We start from the raw sequence: 20,914 nt of genomic DNA, 5'->3' as shown, positions 1-20,914 counted from the left end.
CCTATGTCTTATAAAAGAAGTGAATTCATTTGCGTGCTGTTTTATATTTCAAATGTCCCGTCCGGCCTTGAGCAAAGGAGCCGGCCAGGAGGAGGTGTTACCTTATTTAATAAATTCGGAGCAATTAAAGCTCTTCCAGAACCATCTTGCGGATGTTCCCGAGGAAATCTCCCATTCCGTCGCCGTGGTCAAACAGGCGCTTCTTCGGGGACACCCCGCAGAACCCGTACGTCTTCAGACGGCTGAATTCCTCACAGGAGTAACCGCCTCCCTCGTTTCCGATTCCCGTACTCTTCGTTCCCCCGAACGGCTGGTCATTGTGGCGCAGTGCGGATGAACCGTTTACCCATACCGCCGATGCCTCGATCGCTTCCGTGTAGTAGAAGCTTTTCTTCATATCATTTGTGATCACAGATGCACTCAGGCCGTATTTCGATGCGTTTGCGATCGCAACCGCCTCTTCATCCGTATCAAATGTGATGATCGGCACTACCGGCCCGAACACTTCCATATCCGTCGCAATGTCCATGTCCACCGTCACGTTGTCCAGGATCGTCACATCCATCGCCGCACCGTCACGCTTCCCTCCGTACACCAGTGTCGCCCCCTGGCCTACCGTATGCTGGACCTGTTCCACCACTCTCTGTGCTGCTTCCTCTGTCACCAGCCTTGTCAGCTGTGCCTCCGGGTCTGTCGCATGGCCCCTCTTCAGGGAACTCACGAATTTCACCAGTGCTTTTACGAATGCATCGTGTGCACGTCTATGTACCAGCGTCCGTTTCGGGGAGGCGCATACCTGGCCGTTGTTCTCGATGATCCGTCCCCATCCGAGGCATTCGATCGCTTTTGCCAGCATCTCCGGATCGTCTGCACATTCCTCCGTCACGATCAGCGGGTCGTTTCCGCCGAGCTCCAGCACAACATCTTTGATGTCCTCTGCCGCATCCTTCATGATCTCTGCACCTGCCGCCGTGCTTCCCGTCAGTGCCAGGCAGTTGACCTTCTTGTTCCTCAGCAGGTTCGTCCTGCAGTCCTCAAGGTCCCCGCAGCAGTAGAACAGGACGTCTTTTGGTACCCCCGCCTCATGTGCCAGGTCTACCAGCTTCTTCACGCACAGCTGTGCCTTGTCGGAAGCTTTCATGATGACCGCATTTCCCATCAGCAGCGCCGGCGCCACTTTCTGGAGGGTCAGCTCTGCAGGGTAGTTGAACGGCAGCATCACGACGACAACGCCGAGCGCCTCCCGGCGGACCATGACCACGTCGTTCTCATATCCCTCGGAGCTGTCCTGCAGGACTTCACCGTAGAGATGTTTCCCGTGTTCGATGTTGGCGCGTCCGATCTCTGCGGCATACGTGGTCTCCGCCCGGGACTGGAGGATCGGTTTTCCCATCTCCAGCGATGCCAGCCTCGCGATCTCATCCCGGTTCTCATCGATCAGGTCACAGTATCGGTAAAGGATCTGCCCTCTCTCAAAGAGCGGTGCACGCTCCCAGTCCGGCTGCGCGTCGAATGCGATGTCCACCATCTTCGCCAGCTCTTCCCCGTTGTACCACGGCGCCTGTCCGATCACCTCGTTCGTTGAAATGTCAATAATGTCTCTCATTTCCATGTTCATGTCCTCCATTTGTTTTATTGGCTGTTATCGTTTGTTTTTATGTCCTTAGCTATCCCATACACATTTTATAACACATATAATAACTATTGTCAATACTTTTTTCAAATCTTTTTATAACACTTAAATTAATAGTTCATTGCCCCAATGTCATAATCCCACGGAGCCGTTTCAGCTTCTCCAGCTCACGCTCCAACAGCTCAGAAACCGACACATCTGTCCTGGACATATCCTGTACAGCGCTGACAGGATACCTGGGCTCCGCCATGACATCGCGTATCCTCTGCGGCGTCAGCTTTCTGTGATTCTTTTTATCATAGAGGTTTTCCAGTACGATATAAATCTCTCTCGCATTCTCGAGACATATCTCGGATAAGTGGTACAGTGCACACGGGGTCGTATCCGCAAAATATGAGGGTATCTGGTATGGCAGCACCGGATTGACGGACGCAAGTTCTTCAACATATAGATTGCCGGGTGACGATGTGCGGATACTCTCGCCGCCGATAAACGGATACAGGTCCGATGCCATAACCCAGGCTCTCATATTGGGAATAAAATACGCCGAACTGATCTTCTCCCCGTTCTCCTCAGCCATATCCTGCCCGCGCCCGGATAAGATTCCCACAATAAAGTCGCTCACCTCGACCTGTTCTTCTTCCAGAATCGGATTTATCTTGTTCCTGCGATACCCCTTATGAAACAGATCATCTACCAGGATGACCGGCCTTCCAAAAGAACGCAGCGTCCGGACCTGCGTTCCCAGCGGCGCATAATGTGGGAATTCATGGATTTCAAAATCACTCAGATCCTCATTGTACCGTTTTTCTGTACAGAGTTCTTTTGTAACAGTATTCGGGATGACTTCACTCTTCAGGATCTTACCAAACGGAACGCACAGTTTGGGGCCGCAGACTTCCTCATTTTCTCTGATATCTGAAACGGAATTCGCCCTTTTAATCAGCTGCACAAGTCTGTAATTCAAAATATCCGAATCAAAATTCAAAATCAGGTCTCCCGGATATAATTCCCGTATAGCCTCCTGAAGCCGAAGTCTGCAGTCCCACAACGTTTTCCGGAGCACTTCATCATCCGAAAACGGTTCACGGATATACGCATAGTTATCATAGATCACCGCCAGCGGCCTGCGCATATCCACCATCTGTAAATTTGGATATTCCACTGTTTTGACAAACCCATTTGCTTTCAGCAGACCTGCATTTGGGATATTTTCCAGGCATATTGCATAAGAATAGCCTTCTGCCTGGCAGCTGGCCAACATTTCCGTCAGCGCTGTCATACTGCTGTTTTCTATAGAATTTTTTGTTCCAAAAATCCGGGTAATACAAATGATATTACCGGACAGACTCTCCCTGAGAAAAGATGCGAGATGAATATCCCCACATTCTCTGTACAATTTCATCGTATCAAGCACATGAAATACCACACCTCCGCAGATTTTGCCATCCTTCCTCCCGTCCATCAGCAGGACCGCCTGGTCAGCGTCCCTTTCAGGATAAAGTTTCACTGTGTCCCTGAGTTCCGGAACCAGTTTATGCTCAGGATTCAGCTTCGATAGAAAAAGCCTTTTTGTGTCAATTGGCTTTGTCCTCGCCGTTTTCTTGGAGACGGCTTCAATGCCGTAAAGATTTCCAGCATATTCCTTACGTACACAGGTATCCCCCATGCTGTCATAGTATGCCGGCAGTTTCATGTAGATAATTTCCCCGGTTAACAGTTTCTCAGTCTCCTCCCGGCTCTTCTGTGCTTTGGCACCGCTCTGTTCAAAAATGATATGTGGAAACGAATGTACCGACGCTGCAAAAGGCGTTCCAACATAGGCTTCCTGCTGCGCCAGGGCAACGCCTTTCACCATCAGATAAACATCCTGTCCCGAAAAAACTCTGCGCAGTTTTTTAAGATCATCCGAATTGCCTATATTTATTGGAATTTCTTCCGGAAACAGATATACATGCGGTAAATCTGCGACAGCCATCAGAATCATCTGACGCCGGATTTCGGATGGCCTGCTCTTTCTCTTCCATGAAAAAGCATGTGCATTCAGAAACACCTCAAACCCCATCTCCACAACCGCCTGAATCATTGCTCTATGGCCTTCTGTAAATGGATCAAAAGTTCCTGTAAAAAATGCGATTTTCTTATCTTCGCTGTAAGTCTCTCGATTGCCGGATGTATACTCTGTGATATATCTGGTCATCTTCCTCAGTGAAGACGCATGATATAAGTCATCATCACAGAATATATTTCTGTTGATAGATATCAGCATCCTGTGCCCCATCAGCCTCATATATTTATGTTTCTGTGCTGATTCGGGTCTCTTTCCTGAGAACAGATAATCTGCCATGAGTGAAAATGCCTCCTGTGCGATCTCCTGTTTACAGCAGGCCATACCGCTGCACAAAATGCCCGTCAGCTGCTGCACGGCGCACCCGCATTTCATGCCGTCTTCTTCCGCCCCAGCTGGATAACATTCCAGTATTGCCCCTGCACTTTCCAGAACCGTGTTCACGACATCCGTATGCGTACTCTCTGAGAGTCCTCTCAGACGATTCAGGATCTTTTTCTGCTCATCCGATGACAAAAACGGATAAACCTTTCCAAGCACGGGAGGGATATAATTAGATGCCGCATCTTCGCGCAGTTCAATCGCTTTTAAAAGTTCCTGCACAATATCACTTCTCTGCCATATCTCAAGTTCCGGTATGATATCCGTCAGGTCATTCCCCGCCTGTACGCGCACAACTGCATGATTGCTGGACCGAAGCATATTCAGCATATGGCAGGCATACAGGTAGCGCTTTGCCGATAACAGATCTGTTGTGTTCTGCATCTCTTCTTTCAGGATCATCAGATTGACCAGCTTACACAGCCAGGAGTTTTCCAGCCTTTGATTTTCCATGATGATATGCTGCCGGTCTGTTTTTTCATAACACGCCGCTGCGTCTTTTCCGGGACCGGTGTTCCCGTTTAAAAGGTTGCGGACTTTATACAGCAAGTAATTTTCACAATAATCCTGCTTATCTTTTGCCGGCAGTTTTCCAAGAAAGTATTCCATATCCTCCCGCGGTAACCACCCATCATTCAGCCAGTTCTGTACCAGCCACAGACAGGCAATCCTGATCTCTGATTCACCGGATAAAAGAAATTTTCTCAGGAAACCTTCGATCAGCCCGCGCTCGGGACGGCTCCACTCACCATATGAAATATCGATCACCCCATAAATCAGAGCCAGGCACGTCAGTGTTTCCCACCGAAGGGATTTAAAGTATCCTGCATAAACATTCAGCACGGTCCTTCTCTCCTGTTCTCCGGCATTTTCCATCAGGGATTCAAAGACACTTTTCATCGCAAAGCCAATCCATCGTCTCCGCGTCTCAGAGAATTCCCGTCCCGGAAACAGCATTTTATGAAGGAAATTTTTCCAACTATCCATCCCTGCAGGATTTTCCTTCGCCAATAAACGCCCGGCGCTCCCCGCAGCCATTCGACGGACGGCACCGTTTCTGTGTGCCAGCAGAGAAAACAGACAGCCAAGAACAGTCTTCTTCTCCTCCCCCGTCAGCAAATCCGCGTACTCGTCAAACATATGCAGATATGCACGTATATAGCGCCAGTCAGACTCTGTCTGCATATACTCCAGAATATTTGTCAGTCCGTTTTCCTTCTTCAGCTTATCCCGAACGATCTCTGTCTTTCGCTGTCCTATTTCCAGAAAGCTCTCCAGTACCTCTGCTTCTGTCATCAATACTGCCGGCTTATCCTGATTCCAATCCATCTTTCATCTCCGATCTTACTTACTGATTTGATTCTCATTCAGGGTGATCCTGAAGTATCCATGTACAAAACAGTCCTCTCGCACGACATATCGTGATACAGCGTACACTTACACTTTGACGTTCCTGGCAGATACAGACTGACAATGTCTTCGCAGCCGCCGATACCCGGTACAATTTTAAAAATGTGGTTTTTCAATGCAGCTAACCGTTCCGGATGAAACACCACTGTCCTCTTATCTTCAAATACCGCTGTATACAAGATCTCATTTTCCACCAGATCCTGAAAGATATGGCTTCCGTAAGAGAGCTCCGGCTGATATCCCGCTTTTGACTCCGCCAGTTCAAAAACAGCACAAAATCCGCTGATATCAGAAAACACGGTCGGCACCCCCAGTTCCGGCGATGAGGTCCCCACTCGTCCGGGCACCATCAGAAGCAGTTTTTCCTCTCTGTCACGGTAATGCCAGTTTACGTCTCCTATGATCCTTGCCACTTTTGTTTTCTCATGATAAGGCATCCTGTAATATTTTACAGGATCAACATATACAATGGCGTCTATCACCGTATGCTGTGAATTTCCCATTGACGTATGCCGGCAGTCCAGCAGGATCTCTTCTTCCCTGAAAACCCGCCTGGATCCTGCCGCTCCCTGGTCTCCAAAAGCCTGAAGCGGACGGCACTGGAGCAGATTTATGATATATTCTCCTTCTTCTGAAAGATTTATGGTGAACTCAATATCGACCGCCTGGCCATATCCCTGCTGCAGGAGCGAAAGAATCTCCTTCATATCCTTCATAAGTCCTGTATTCTGTACAATCCCTCTGCAGGAAATAAATGTGATATCGCGATTCATCCCTCTTTCACGCATCATGCGTTCTGCATCTGTATCATGCTCCAGCAGGATACGTTTCATATATTCAGGAAGTGCATCCTCAATCTGATTCTGCAAAACCCTTTCCACCGCCCTCGTATTCTTGTCAATCACTTCCACAATTCTCTGCGAATGACTGTGATGGTCAGAAAGATCTTTATATGCAGGCGCCGAAGGTTTATCCAGACTGACCAGTCTCGGGTAGGAGCCCTCTGTCCGATCTACGGCCGCAGTCCCCAGCCCCATTACAAGCCGAAGCATTCCGGCTTCTGGATTCAGTGTTTCCAGAAAACGGTATGCGCTGAAAGAATATCCGACCCCTGCCGCACACGGCATAAAATAATGACCGTAATGAGAGCCGGAGACCCGCTGTACCAGAAGTGCCATCTGCTCATCCTTTTGATCAAGGCCGCGGCGCAGCCGGTAATCCAGTGCAGACCGGCTCATGGTACTGGCATATACGACCCGGATGGCATCTTCAAATTCCTGCAGCCGCTCCTCCATACTTCCCACATTTGCACAGAAAACAGACTCATATTTACCTGCAAACGCATTGCCGAAGCCATCTTCCAGCAAACTGCTGGAACGCACAATGACGGGGGACTGCCCGTAGTATTCGAGCATTCTGCAGATTTCCTCTTCAAAATCCCTGGAAAAGCTGCCATGCTTCAGCCCTTCTGCAAGCCGATCCCCCAGTTCAAAATAATGTTCCGGATTCTTTTGACACATGTGCAGCTCCCACAGATGATTTTCCACAATATAAGAATAGAATATATCCGCTCCGATGAAGAAAGAATCATGAGGCTCCAGCTTTTCATAAATATCGGGCCGTTTATTCTCAATCAGCTTTCTGGCAGTGAGCATGCCGCATGCCTTTCCTCCGATCAGCCCTGTCCCGATCATATGCTCACTGACAAAAAAATAATCTTCCGGTTTATAATTTTTCCTGATCAGCTTCTGCATATGGGGATCACGGCTCATCATAATGCGGCACATGCGGCCGCACGCCTCCGTAATCTCCTGACCGCTCTCAAAATCACGCCGTGTATTTTCAAAGAAACGATCCCAGGAATCAATGTTTCGCGTATGGCCTCTACCGCTTCCCAAATTCAGCGCCCTCTGAAAATGACTTGCCAGTATTCCGTCTCTGACAGGAAAAAACCTTCTTTTTTCGGTGTCATATATATGGGGCATGAATATAGTTCCCGATGTGTATTTACCAGTTTTCTGCGGCCGCAGGTATAAGTACCGGAAATCTGAATACAGGTCCAGCATAACATCCGTCATTCTTCTGATTTCCGATATTGTACGTGACGAATGCCTGCCGCGGGTCAGCACATAAAAAGCCATTCCTTTCTTCTGCTGTACAGCTGATGAGATCACACAGAAAAAGTTTTTCATCATCAAATCTGTATTCCATGCAGCCTGGAGTTCAGAAAGCGGGTCCAGGATAAACAGCATCTTTTCTTTCTGATGCCGAATGGTACGGTATACATCTGCCGTAAAAGTCTCAAACTGGTGTGTCAGGGGAATATCTACTGTTGTCACCTGATCAGGGATTTCCGGCAGAACGGGTTTCTCTGAGAAACGGATATACAGGATTTTCTTTCCTTCTTCTGCCGCAGTAGCAAGCAGACCGGACAGTGCCTGCCAAAACTCCGTCTGCTCTGTAACCTGCCAGACAATATTAGTAAAACATTCATCGCAAAGCAGCAGTCCGTTAATATCTTCTGTTGCACTACTCATACGCCCTCTCCTCTATTTTCCCGCTCTCTACCGTACTGAAAAAAGCCTATCCAATTACAGTCCGCTGGATAAGCCCCGGTATTTTATATCCGCACCGGAAATATTCCGGTGCGGTCTTATAGCTGTTCTTATAACGTATCAGTCAAGCTCTTCCAGGACCATCTTGCGGATGTTCCCGAGGAAATCTCCCATTCCGTCGCCGTGGTCAAACAGGCGCTTCTTCGGGGACACCCCGCAGAACCCGTACGTCTTCAGACGGCTGAATTCCTCACAGGAGTAACCGCCTCCCTCGTTTCCGATTCCCGTACTCTTCGTTCCCCCGAACGGCTGGTCATTGTGGCGCAGTGCGGATGAACCGTTTACCCATACCGCCGATGCCTCGATCGCTTCCGTGTAGTAGAAGCTTTTCTTCATATCATTTGTGATCACAGATGCACTCAGGCCGTATTTCGATGCGTTTGCGATCGCAACCGCCTCTTCATCCGTATCAAATGTGATGATCGGCACTACCGGCCCGAACACTTCCATATCCGTCGCAATGTCCATGTCCACCGTCACGTTGTCCAGGATCGTCACATCCATCGCCGCACCGTCACGCTTCCCTCCGTACACCAGTGTCGCCCCCTGGCCTACCGTATGCTGGACCTGCTCCACCACTCTCTGTGCTGCTTCCTCTGTCACCAGCCTTGTCAGCTGTGCCTCCGGGTCTGTCGCATGGCCCCTCTTCAGGGAACTCACGAATTTCACCAGCGCTTTTACGAATGCATCGTGCGCACGTCTATGTACCAGCGTCCGTTTCGGGGAGGCGCATACCTGGCCGTTGTTCTCGATGATCCGTCCCCATCCGAGGCATTCGATCGCTTTTGCCAGCATCTCCGGATCGTCTGCACATTCCTCCGTCACGATCAGCGGGTCGTTTCCGCCAAGCTCCAGCACAACATCTTTGATGTCCTCTGCCGCATCCTTCATGATCTCTGCACCTGCCGCCGTGCTTCCCGTCAGTGCCAGGCAGTTGACCTTCTTGTTCCTCAGCAGGTTCGTCCTGCAGTCCTCAAGGTCCCCGCAGCAGTAGAACAGGACGTCTTTTGGTACCCCCGCCTCATGTGCCAGGTCTACCAGCTTCTTCACGCACAGCTGTGCCTTGTCGGAAGCTTTCATGATGACCGCATTTCCCATCAGCAGCGCCGGCGCCACTTTCTGGAGGGTCAGCTCTGCAGGGTAGTTGAACGGCAGCATCACGACGACAACGCCGAGCGCCTCCCGGCGGACCATGACCACGTCGTTCTCATATCCCTCGGAGCTGTCCTGCAGGACTTCACCGTAGAGATGTTTCCCGTGTTCGATGTTGGCGCGTCCGATCTCTGCGGCATACGTGGTCTCCGCCCGGGACTGTAGGATCGGTTTTCCCATCTCCAGCGATGCCAGCCTCGCGATCTCATCCCGGTTCTCGTCGATCAGGTCACAGTACCGGTAAAGGATCTGCCCTCTCTCAAAGAGCGGTGCACGCTCCCAGTCCGGCTGCGCGTCGAATGCGACGTCCACCATCTTCGCCAGCTCTTCCCCGTTGTACCACGGCGCCTGTCCGATCACTTCGTTCGTTGAAATGTCAATAATGTCTCTCATTTCCATATTTATTTCCTCCATCTGTTTTTATAACTGTTTATTCTGAATTTCTTATATTTATTGTACGCTCCCGGACCTGCACCCACGCCAGGCCCGGAAGTGACATGCTCTATGACTGTCCGCCGTCAGACATAGAGTCCGCGTCCGTTCTGTGCCTCTACAACTCTTTTCACTGCGATCAGATAAGCCCCTGTCCTCAGTGTCACATTATTGTCTTTTGCAATACTCCATACGCTCTCAAATGCATCATCCATCATCGACTTCAGCTGATAGATCACCTGATCCTCCGTCCAGCAGAATGCCTGTGTATTCTGTACCCATTCAAAGTAGGATACTACCACTCCGCCGGCATTTGCCAGGATATCCGGCACAACGATGATCCCCATTTTTTCAAGAATCTCATCTGCCTCTTTGGTTACCGGGCCGTTCGCTGCCTCCACGATAACCGGCGCTTTAATCCTGTCTGCATTGTCCTCATTGATCATATTCTCCATGGCCGCCGGTATCAGCACGTCAACCTCTGTCTCCAGCAGTTCTCCGTTGTCGATGATCTTTGCTCCTTCTTCTGTGTAATCCTTCAGCAGATTTTTTCTGTCTTTACTCAGGTACTCAAGGATTGCCGGGATGTTAAGCCCGTCTGCTTTGTAAAGCCCGCACGACACATCGCTGACTGCCACTACCTTCATTCCCTCAGCGGAGAGAAATCTGGCCGTCGCGCTTCCCACATTCCCCATCCCCTGGATTGCAACTTTTGCACCCTGGAGCGGTTTGTTCATCTTATGCAGGATATTTTTTACGGTGATCATAACTCCGCGTCCTGTGGCATCCCCTCTTCCGAGGATTCCCCCGAGACCAATCGGCTTTCCTGTCACGCAGTTTAGTACACTGTGTCCCTGGAGAGAGCTGTATGTATCCATGAACCATGCCATGATCTGCGGCGTTGTTCCCACATCCGGCGCCGGGATATCTTCTTCCGGTCCGATAATCGGAGCAATCGCTGTCGTATATTTCCTTGTCAGCTCATGCAGCTCATGCTCAGACAGTTCGTTCGGCTGAACTACGACTCCTCCCTTGCCGCCTCCATAAGGTACATTAACGACTGCACACTTGAATGACATCCATGCCGCGAGTGCTTTCACCTCATCCTGGTTTACATTCTGGTGGAAACGGATTCCTCCTTTCGCAGGACCTCTGGATGTGGAGTGCTGTACACGGTACGCGTCAAATACACGGACGTTTCCGTCATCCATCACCATGGGGATGGAAACCTTCAGCTCTCTTTCCGGATGCTTTAAAGCCGCGTACTCTTTCTCCTTATATCCAAGAATCGATGCTGCATTGTCAACTGCTGCCAGGACATTGTCAAACGGATTATATTTCTCTGCCACTTCTCTACTCTCCTTTTACTCGTTTTATTTTATTTGATACTTATATTATATATTATAATAAGTATTTGTCAAGATTTATTTTAAGTATTATAATAACTTTTTTTCGGAGCTTTAAATTTCCCTTTTCATATATTTTGCTGTAAATGAGTTTTCACAGTGCAGCAGATCTCTGACGGTTCCTTCAAATATAATTTCTCCGCCCCCTGTTCCGCCTGACGGTCCCATATCAATGATCCAGTCAGCCTGACAGATTACATCATATCTGTGCTCTACCACAATGACCGTGTTCCCATTATCAACCAGACGGTTCAGCAGCCGCATCAGCAGTCTGATATCTATGCCGTGCAGGCCTGAGGCGGGCTCATCCATGACATAAATGCCATTTTTATTCTTCAGATGTGCCGCCAGCTTGATTCTCTGGCATTCCCCTCCGGACAAAGTCGATGTCGGCTGCCCCAGGGTCAGATAATCAAGCCCTACTTCGCTCAGTGTGCGCAGCTTGGCGGTGATCTTGGGCGTCCTGAAGAATTCCATCGCATCTGCAACCGTCATATCCAGCACCTCGGCAATTGTCTTACCGCAATATCTATGGGATAGCGCTTCATCATTATATCTTTTACCCCCGCATGCCTCGCAGGCAACAGTGACCGGATCCATGAACGCCATCTCCGTCATTACGATTCCCTTTCCCCTGCAGACCGGGCAGGCTCCCCTGGAATTAAAGCTGAACCATCCGGCGCCTTTGCCGCTGGCCCTGGCAAACTCCCTCCGTATATCATCCATGATGCCGATGTAGCTTGCCGGGTTAGACCGGCTGTTGGCTCCGATCGGGGACTGGCTGATATGTATCACATCCTGATACTGCCTGATCAGCTCGCCGCACACCAGCGAACTTTTCCCCGATCCGGCAATGCCCGTGACCGCCGTCAGCGCATGGACAGGTATATTTACATCAATATTCTTCAGATTATTCATATTGCAGTTTCTAAGTTCCAGGAAATTCCGGCTTTTTCTCGGATTTTGGTTTATGGCTGCGGGGTCACGAAACCAGTGTCCGGTCGGAGTATCCGCCTTCATCAGATCAGCCAGATTTCCCTGAAAAATAATGCTGCCGCCACCGCGTCCGGCTTTGGGTCCCACTTCAATAACTTCATCAGCAATGTCAATGACCGCCCTGTTGTGTTCCACAACGAGCACCGTATTTCCGCGGTCCCGCAACTGCTTCATCAACGTATTCAGTCTGACGATGTCTCTCGGATGCAGACCTGCACTTGGCTCATCAAAAATATAAGTAATGCCTACAAGGCCGCTGCCCAGATGCCTGACGATCTTCAGTCTCTGTGCCTCCCCGCCCGACAGCGTATTGGCAGCTCGGTTCAGATTCAGATAGCCCAGCCCGATATTATCGATATCTTTCAGCCGGGCGACAATCTTCTCCGCCACTCTTTCAATCCCGGGATCTTCGATATTCTGAAGAACGGATATCAATTCGGTAACTTCCATCTGTCCCATATCCCAGATGCTGTATCCGGCAATCTTGCTATCCAGCGCTTCCGGCTTCAGTCTTGTTCCATGACAGTACGGACACTCACTCTCATCCGTAAAATCATGGACCAGGTTTATCGCGGCTTTGCCGGCTGTTTTTTTTGCCTTATTGAGATACAGACGGTCAATGCGGTCCAGGAGCCCCTCGTAAGTCAGATTGTAAGAGCTGTCCCACACTTTTCCGGTGGTATTTTTAATCTCGACGATGAGATCCGATCCGTGGAGAAAAAAGTCCAGTTCCTCTTCGGTATAGTCCTTTAATGGTTTATCAATGTCAAACCTTCCGCTGTTCGCATACATCTGCCACTGATAAGTACCGATCTGGAACCCCGGCAGACGAATCGCCCCCTCGTTCAGCGATTTTTTCATGTCCAGCACTCTGTCCATGTTGAACCGGACGGTTCTGCCAAGCCCTGAACATACGGGGCACATGCCAGACGGATCATTAAAGGAATACGCGCTGGATGCCCCCGCGGAATGGTCGGCACATCGTGAAAAGAGGATCCGCAGCATCGGACTGATATCAGTCATCGTGCCTGCCGTTGACCGTACGTCGCCGCCGTATGTCTTCTGATCTATCACGATTGCCGTTGTCAGATTGCATATCTCATCCGCCTCTGGCGCCTGGTAGTACGGCATTCTGTTTCTTACGTACGGCGGAAATGTCTCATAGAGCTGCCGCATGGATTCCGATGCAACAGTGTCAAAAACGATTGATGTTTTCCCTGAACCAGACACACCGACGAAGGCGACAATCTTTCCCTTTGGAATGTCCAGACTGATATTCTTTAAATTATTCTCTCTTGCTCCGCGAATTTTAATAAATTCAGGCATATGTACCTCCATAATCTCAGGCTTATTATACGGCATTTATTATAAGTATTATATTAATTGTGCAAAAATAATGCAGCTTTTTTTAAACTGCATTGTTTTTGATTTAGATATTCTGTGATTAAAGCGGCTCGGAAATTGGAAAAGAGATTCTGTTGATGGACGCTCTGACCAGCCCCTTAATATAATTATTTGCATAGTCACTGGTCGCAATGATCTTTGGAATATGACTGTCGGATACGATCTTACTGCAGAACTCTGAGATTACCGGTACTTCATCCTGGTGGATGCCATTGCCTATCAGCACGATCTCCTCCGGGTCCAGTGTGGCGATGATGATCAGGACGATCTGCGCTGCGTAGACCAGAAAGATGTCCCGGTCCCCCCAGTACTTGGCCTGCTGCTTTCTGGAAATGCCGAATCCCTCCAGAATATAAGAAACTTCTCCGGAAAACTTAGTGTAACCTCTCAGGACTTTTCCGTTTACCACAAACCCGCAGCCTACCGTACCTTCACTCTCAGACGGAAAAAATACAGCCGCCATATTGGCAGATCCATTGTAAATCGTATGATAGGCTCCATACGCAATAAAATCCATGTCATTGCGCACTTCCACATCGATATGAAACTTTCTGCGCAGCTGCCCCTCCAGATCCACTCCGACAATCGTAGAAATATCACACCGTTCCACGACTCCGCTGCTTGTGATTCCGGGTATTCCAATAGACAGACTCCTGATCAGGGGATCAGCAGTCAGCATTTCATCTACAATCTTCTCGATCACCTCATACGTGATAACTTCGGTCTCGAGAGATTCATGTATGTTCTCATTTCCAAGCGCGTCCGCGACAGCATATTCAATCAGATTACATCTGTGCTCTCCGCTTAAGTACATTCCCATCACATGGAAATAATCTTTATTGTAACAGAATCTGTCCGCAGGGCGCCCCATGATCAGTTCTTCCTGATCGACCTTAATGATCTCATTGTCTCTCAGCATTTCGTTGATCGCCGTGTTGCACGTCCCGATGCTCAGTGAGGTCAGCTGTGCAATCTGTGATTTCCTGCATGTTTCGTTATTCTGAATTTCTTTCCGAATCAGCTCTTTATTGTAAAGTTTAAGATCCGGTGTGCTCCAAGATACCATTTTCTTTTCCTTCACCTACATTTCATCAATTAATAATAACACTATTTATATGTGTTATTATAACTTACTTTTTTCTGATTATCAATCTTAAACTTCAGAAACCGGAAACAGAAGCCTGTTCAGCGCTGATTTGATCAGTCCACTGCTGTAGGTTTCTTTATATTTATCATCTATGCTGATATTGACCATATGCTTCTCCGGTATGATACCGGCACAATAGTTTTTGATCCATGACAGCTCCCCGTCCTGCACATTACTTCCCATGATAATGATTTCCTCCGGATTAATGCTGGCGACAACCGTCAGTATCATAGCCGCTGCATATTTCAGGAAATCATCTCTGCACTTCCACGCATTTGCCTGCTGCTGTCTGGAAATCCCAAATGCCTCCGGAATCGCATACAGTTCTCCCGCAAAATTAGAAAAGCCTTTCAAAACCCTGCCGTCAATGACAAATCCGCAGCCAACGATCCCCTTACTGTCGTGCGGAAAATAAAGTGCTGCCAGGTTGCCCCTCTTTTCAGATTTCGTATGGTATGCGCCGTATGCCATGTAATCCATATCGTTCTTCACCTGCACCGTGACATGCAATTCCTCTTCAATCATGCGTCCCAGTTTGAGCCCTGCCAAAGACTGGATATCACACTTTTCGAGCATGTCCCCATTTATGACCCCCGGGACACCGATTTCAATCCCTTTAATAAGCGGATCCATCTGCAGCTCTTCTGATAAAAGCTGCAGCAGGTCCTCATAATTAAATTCCTCATAATCACAGCATCTATGATTCAGGGTGTCCCCAAGTGCATCAGTGATCACGATCTTTGCGGTGTATTTATGATTTTCGGTAAAAACCGATGCACCCATAACATGCAGATAATCCCTGTTGTAGGTAAACCGTGCGACCGGACGTCCCATCTGCAGCTCTTCCCGGTCTACCTGTATGACTTCTCCGTTCTCAATCATATCATTGATCGTATTGCCGCAGGTTGCCATACTGAGTGATGTATCTCGGAAGATCATTGATTTTGTAAATATCTTCTTTCCCTGTATTGCTTCACGAATTCGTTCTGTATTAAAATTCTTTAGTTCTGATATGCTTTTCAATCTCATGTTTCGAACTCCTTTTTAATTCATGGGACCAATTCGCCTGGTTTTTTATTATGACACTTATACTTTATATTTTTATTATATATATTAATACCTGTTTGTCAATATTTTTCATGTGCATTTTATAGCGGGATACCGGGACAGAGAGCGAAGGTGCTGCCCGGTAGCTCAGCTAACAGGCAGCACCCCCTTTTAGAAGTATATAAGGAGTATATGGATCAGGAGATTGTTATTACATCAACATTTTACATCTGTCTTTGGCGTAATCTGTTGCTTTGCAATATGTAATAAGTTCTCCATTGTTGTCGAACTCAAGTCTCGACTCCTCAAAGAATCCAATTCCTACAAAAGACTGAAAGTATTCCTCAATCAGTTTTTTGTTGAAAAGACGCTCGCCTTTGTACTCATTTTCAATACCCTTCATGATATCATCTACAGTAAAATCTTCTTCCTTCAGAAGCGCATACTGAAGAATCCTTGTCTTTAATGGCAGCTGCATAATCGTTCCTCCTTTTCTGTTTCTACTCTACATTTCTCAGATTGACCAGTTCCGATGGCTTGCCGATCACAAGGAACAATCCTACCACTACGATCACCGCGCCTGCAACGGCAAGGGCTGTTACAGAGTAGTCCTGTACTCCGAGGATCGCAAACAGGTACCCAAAAATAATACTCCATACGGGTCTTGAGCTGTCGATCGCCAGTGTTCTGGACGGACCTGTTCTGTTGAAGGCGAGATAAGCGGAATTGTAGTTAATCGCCCCAAGGAGTCCCATCATCGCTACGAAGAGGAGTGTCATCGGGCTTGTGAATACGATTTTAAAAATCAGACCGTACGCCGCGATATTCCCTGTAGCTGCAGCCAATACTGCCATACAGATCAGTCCGATGACACCAGAGCCGAAGCAGCGGAAGAATCCGCAGCCCACATTCGGATCAATGATGTCTCCCACAAATGTGGAGAACTGTCCCTCAGCGGCGAATCCAATGGGTGCCATGAATGCCAGGATGATACCGAGTATGAAATTACTCCCTGCGCCCGTTGCCCCTGAATATCCCGCAACGATCGCGCCTGCAATTACGATGATAATGCCAAGGTAAATACGTGCATTCAGCTTTTCGTGAAGGAAAAACCGTCCAAAAATTGCCGTCAGGATCGGACCCAGGCTGGTCACGATTGCTACCGTCGTCAGTCCGCAGAACGGCGTCGCCGCCATCCAGCAGCCTGTGGCAAGGGGGCCTGCAAATGCCGCTGCCAGAAGCATCATCCATGAAACCTTCATAGACGCGGTTCTCTTATATTCTTTCAGTCCTTTGCCCTTCACCATATTATAAATAAAGGTAAATATACCTGCGAAGATATCTCCGATTCCCAGCAGTACAATGGATATCATAATGCTGATAATGACCTTATCAGAGAGTCGCCCCGATACGGTATCCGTAACAGATGAGTTGAAAATGTTCTGGATGATCGCTGATATTGGCAGCAGAAGTGCTATTTTCATTCCGCTGAGTGCCATTTTAATTTTTCTGGCGTTGTACGCCTCCTGCGGCGTCTGGCTTTTTACATTATATGATGCCATTTTATTCTCTCCCTTGCTTTTTCTTATTTTTCTGCAATGTAGTTAATCTGTTTTTCAAAATCATTGGTTGCAAAAACTCCGATTTCATTGATCAGATCAGCTACGTCAACCGGCTCTGTGTAACCGGGAAGCATGGCATTCAACACGCCACCCATCACGACGTTGTATTTTTTATTCCGCTTTTTGGATATCTCAGCGACAAGTTTCGCATAATCGAGGCTCTGTCCGCAGTGTACACTTACAATGACGACATCCGCATCCTCCTCATCCGCAAGGTCCAGTACAAAGGATGCCTCCATGTTGGTTCCTGCATTGACAACATCCGCATTCATCTCACGCCATACGGTATCGATCAGCTGCAGTCCATAGCTATGTCCGTCCGCGGATGCGCAGATGATCTTCTTGCCTTTGACCGCGTTTTCATAGCCCTTTTCCTTCAGCTCTGCAACGATTTCTTTTTCTTTCTCTACCGTTTCACGCCCCAGCACCGTCGGAACATACGGCACAAAGTAACCATACCGCTCCATGCTGGGATGAAAAACCTGTTCAAATTTTGCCGGGTCAAAATGCCTCAGAACCATGACCATCTCCAGTGGATCCTCCACATTGACACCTGACTCCCGGAACCCTTCCATTACATTATGATAGAAAATGGACCCCTGTTCAATCAGAAGATCTCTTAATTCTTCAAATTTCGAGAAATCGATAATCGACAGCCACTCCTTCGCCTTGCGCTCTGCACCGATTCCGCATTTTACAATGTTGAACAGCTCTTCCAGAGTCGGAACGCGCTGCGCCTCAGTGACAGAGACCGGATTGATGACAACCGGCATATTGTATTTCAGGTTGATCACCGACTGAATCAGCATCTCCGAGGCACCAAGTCCGTAGTTTGCTTCCAGATCATGATCCCACTGTTCATTTGTAGAACCGTTATAGTACGTCACGAACGGGTGATCCGGCGTTCCATACAGTTTCTCCATCGCGAGTGCAAATGACATTCTTGGAAGAATCTCTGAGAGTAATCCCCCGTAGGAGAAGGACATTCTTGCACCGCACAGGTCCTCTATGATATAATGCTCCACCATCTCATAGCCAACGTAAGATACAATGTCCATAAAGTAGCCCGGCAAACCATCCTCGGGATAGGTAATGCAGTCCATTCCCTCATCTTTCTTTGCCGCAAGGATGCCCATTGTGCGCATCATATCAGAAAACCTCTGTTTCTCATCGTGATAGCCCGGATAGTCCCAGGTAAAGGTCGAAAAACAGCCCAGCCTGGATGTGCCCGCCTTTAATGCGTATCTGGTCTCATTCAGATTATTGGGGCTTGCCAGGTGCCAGTCCTGCCAGCAGATATCAACCGGTGCCGCATCTGTATGGGCGATCCAGTCTTCCTCTTTCTCCATCATGTAACTGGTTGGTTTTGGCGCTCCCTCCCAGTATTCAGGTGCAAGGCCCACCAGTGAACTGGGGATGGACTGCATGGAGCGCACTTCAAACCCGGTCCTTTTGGCAAACTCATCAATTTTCTTAATTCCCTCAAGTTCTTCCTCCAGCGTCGAAAGCCCCATCAACAGCTGGTATGTCTGTTTTCCGTCTGCCAGATTTCTTTTTCTGTACTCCAGATGGCTCTCATAGCCGTATTCTTTCAAAAATCTGGATTTGTTCCACGGAATGTCCTTCGCCATCTCCATTCCTTCTTTTACAAGCGCATTTCCATCCGGAAATCCTTCCGGCTTCAGACTGGCAATATACTCTTTTAACGCCTGATCCATATGCATACCTCCTTTTTCGTCAAGTGGTTTCTCCTTTACGCGCCTCCAGGTCTCTCATGATCCCCGGCATTTCCACATCCAGTTTATAAAACAGCATGAATACTGCAATTACGCCAAAACACAGAATCGGAGTGAGCAGATAAATATTGGTTATCATGCCCTCCGCCATCGGACCTTGCACAGCCAGTGTGCCGTCGTACCCTGCCCCGTTCAGAAGGCCGCCGACAATGGCGCTGGCAACCCCCTGGCCAAATTTCTGTCCAACGGTCGCGGCACAGAAGATGATTCCTTCTGTTCTAAGTGAGGTCTTCCACTGTCCATACTCCACGCAATCCGCGATCATTGCAAAAAGAACGGCAAAGCAGAGTGCGATACCTGAACCTCTTAACACCGCAGCTGCAACTGCCAGCGTCAGGTTCAGCGGAGCAATAAATGCCAGTGCATGTCCTGCCGCCACCACACAGGAACCGATCAGCATCATATTTCGCTTGCCTGTCCGCCTCAGCAGGAGGGGAACTGCCACCGCTGTCAGTATAATGGTCGCAAGTTTTTCTGCCGTTGTCAGAATACTCATATATTCCACATTTCCCATGAGATACTGGCAATAATATGAGAGATTTGTGCCCGAGATCGTCAGGTAAAAGGTGCACATAATCCAAACGATCAGGCAGATGAACCAGTATTTATTCTTAAGTACCGCCTGAAAAGCTTTTCCCACCGGAACAGCTTCTCCGGAAACTCCCCGTTCCTCCGGTGCGGTTTCCTTCGACCAGAGGAAACACAACAGATAACACAGCGTGGCAATTACAGAAAAGCAGGTGATAACGATGATCCACGCCTTCTGGTCCCCGCCCAGATAATTGGCTGCCGGGATTGTAACCGCCGAGATTGCCAGCTCCATGACCGGTGCGCCAAACTGGCGAAACGCATTTAACTGTCCGCGTTCATTGCTGTCACGGGTCATCAGGGAATTCAGGGAACTGAGCGCCAGTCCTGCCATCGTATTTACCACAGTGTTGGCAAAGTTGTACGCGACAAATATGTATACCAGCTGAAACAGTTCCGAAGAAGGAGGAACGGTAAACATGGCGATAAGACCGATCAGATGAGGGAGCGCCATGCGCAGCAGCCACGGACGTGCCTTCCCGTATTTGGACCGGGTTCTGTCAATGATGGCACCTGCGACAACATCGCTGGCGCCGTCAAAGAACCGGCTGATCAACATAATAAGGGCTACTTTTGCAATATTGAGTCCCATGACATTCGTATAGAAATAGGTCAGCACTACATTGATCAGCGTGACGATCGTGGTCTGTGCCGCGCCTCCGAACATATACCCGGCTTTGGATTTCAGGGAGAGCTTTGCTTTTATTGTTTCCATCGTCTCCTCCTATGTTCTGTCTTTTTTCGGCACCGTCGTAAACTTTTTGTGTCCCAGCAGGACCTCGATATCGATATCTGCGCTCGGATATCCTGCAATCAGGACAGCCTGTGCATGAATCCCTGCATCACCCGTCTGAATCACCGCTTTACATCGGTTCCTCAAATCATAGTAATCCGGCGCATAATTGATTTCCCTTACCTTTTCTTTTCCAAAGAGTTCGACCAGCACTCCATAATCCGCCGGGTTCTGATCCGGCATATCCTCGGCAATGATCGCCCCCTCAAAGTCTCCCGCCTCCGCAAGAGTCCTCACAATATCCTCAAAGCGGGGGGAACCGGTAACCACTTCCACATCCAGATATTCGACATCCGGAGCAAGCGGATACAGTGCCTTTTGACAGGTCCCGCTTCCTGAATCGGCGATAAACAACATTTCTCCGTGACGGATACTCGCTACAATTGCTGCTAATCTCTCATTTAAAATTCTTCTTTTCATCATT

13 protein-coding genes are annotated in these 20,914 nt (G+C 48.6%); all 13 read right to left on the bottom strand.

The genetic code is table 11. The features are described 5' to 3' along the window. Window positions 1-124: 124 nt before the first annotated feature. On the bottom strand, window positions 125-1,612 hold the full coding sequence (locus tag MCG98_RS04995) for an aldehyde dehydrogenase family protein (protein WP_240300699.1): 1,488 nt from the start codon (window positions 1,610-1,612) through the stop codon (window positions 125-127). Between the two features lie 139 nt (window positions 1,613-1,751). Beyond that, the gene (locus MCG98_RS04990; RefSeq protein WP_240300698.1) at window positions 1,752-5,411 is read right to left on the bottom strand and encodes a hypothetical protein; all 3,660 of its coding nucleotides are present in this window, start codon (window positions 5,409-5,411) and stop codon (window positions 1,752-1,754) included. A 38-nt stretch (window positions 5,412-5,449) separates the two neighbouring features. Next, the gene (locus MCG98_RS04985; protein WP_240300697.1) at window positions 5,450-8,029 is read right to left on the bottom strand and encodes a PEP/pyruvate-binding domain-containing protein; all 2,580 of its coding nucleotides are present in this window, start codon (window positions 8,027-8,029) and stop codon (window positions 5,450-5,452) included. A 138-nt stretch (window positions 8,030-8,167) separates the two neighbouring features. Further along, complete coding sequence (locus tag MCG98_RS04980) at window positions 8,168-9,658, bottom strand: aldehyde dehydrogenase family protein (RefSeq protein WP_240300696.1); 1,491 nt, start codon at window positions 9,656-9,658, stop codon at window positions 8,168-8,170. 119 nt (window positions 9,659-9,777) lie between these two features. Then, the gene (locus tag MCG98_RS04975) at window positions 9,778-11,040 is read right to left on the bottom strand and encodes a Glu/Leu/Phe/Val dehydrogenase (RefSeq protein WP_240300695.1); all 1,263 of its coding nucleotides are present in this window, start codon (window positions 11,038-11,040) and stop codon (window positions 9,778-9,780) included. A 111-nt stretch (window positions 11,041-11,151) separates the two neighbouring features. Further along, window positions 11,152-13,419, bottom strand: a complete 2,268-nt coding sequence (locus tag MCG98_RS04970; RefSeq protein ID WP_240300694.1) for an excinuclease ABC subunit UvrA — start codon at window positions 13,417-13,419, stop codon at window positions 11,152-11,154. A gap of 118 nt (window positions 13,420-13,537) precedes the next feature. Then, a complete protein-coding gene (locus MCG98_RS04965; protein WP_240300693.1) occupies window positions 13,538-14,563 on the bottom strand; it encodes an ROK family protein in 1,026 nt (341 codons plus the stop codon). 87 nt (window positions 14,564-14,650) lie between these two features. After that, on the bottom strand, window positions 14,651-15,673 hold the full coding sequence (locus MCG98_RS04960; RefSeq protein WP_240300692.1) for an ROK family protein: 1,023 nt from the start codon (window positions 15,671-15,673) through the stop codon (window positions 14,651-14,653). A 229-nt stretch (window positions 15,674-15,902) separates the two neighbouring features. Further along, the gene (locus tag MCG98_RS04955) at window positions 15,903-16,169 is read right to left on the bottom strand and encodes a hypothetical protein (protein WP_240300691.1); all 267 of its coding nucleotides are present in this window, start codon (window positions 16,167-16,169) and stop codon (window positions 15,903-15,905) included. A gap of 22 nt (window positions 16,170-16,191) precedes the next feature. After that, the gene (locus MCG98_RS04950; protein WP_240300690.1) at window positions 16,192-17,253 is read right to left on the bottom strand and encodes a DMT family transporter; all 1,062 of its coding nucleotides are present in this window, start codon (window positions 17,251-17,253) and stop codon (window positions 16,192-16,194) included. Between the two features lie 23 nt (window positions 17,254-17,276). Next, the gene (locus MCG98_RS04945) at window positions 17,277-19,031 is read right to left on the bottom strand and encodes a cobalamin-dependent protein (protein WP_240300689.1); all 1,755 of its coding nucleotides are present in this window, start codon (window positions 19,029-19,031) and stop codon (window positions 17,277-17,279) included. A gap of 19 nt (window positions 19,032-19,050) precedes the next feature. Beyond that, window positions 19,051-20,412 (bottom strand): MFS transporter, encoded by a 1,362-nt coding sequence (locus MCG98_RS04940; protein WP_240300688.1) that lies wholly within the window; start codon window positions 20,410-20,412, stop codon window positions 19,051-19,053. Window positions 20,413-20,421: 9 nt separating this feature from the next. Beyond that, window positions 20,422-20,910 carry an RbsD/FucU domain-containing protein gene (locus MCG98_RS04935; RefSeq protein ID WP_240300687.1) on the bottom strand — a complete coding sequence of 163 codons (489 nt, stop codon included), beginning with the start codon at window positions 20,908-20,910 and terminating at the stop codon, window positions 20,422-20,424. Window positions 20,911-20,914 lie beyond the last annotated feature (4 nt).

The organism is Ruminococcus sp. OA3, assembly GCF_022440845.1.
GTDB lineage: Bacteria > Bacillota > Clostridia > Lachnospirales > Lachnospiraceae > Ruminococcus_G.
Note: the sequence above shows the minus strand (reverse complement) of the source record. Positions and strands in the feature narration are given on the sequence as shown.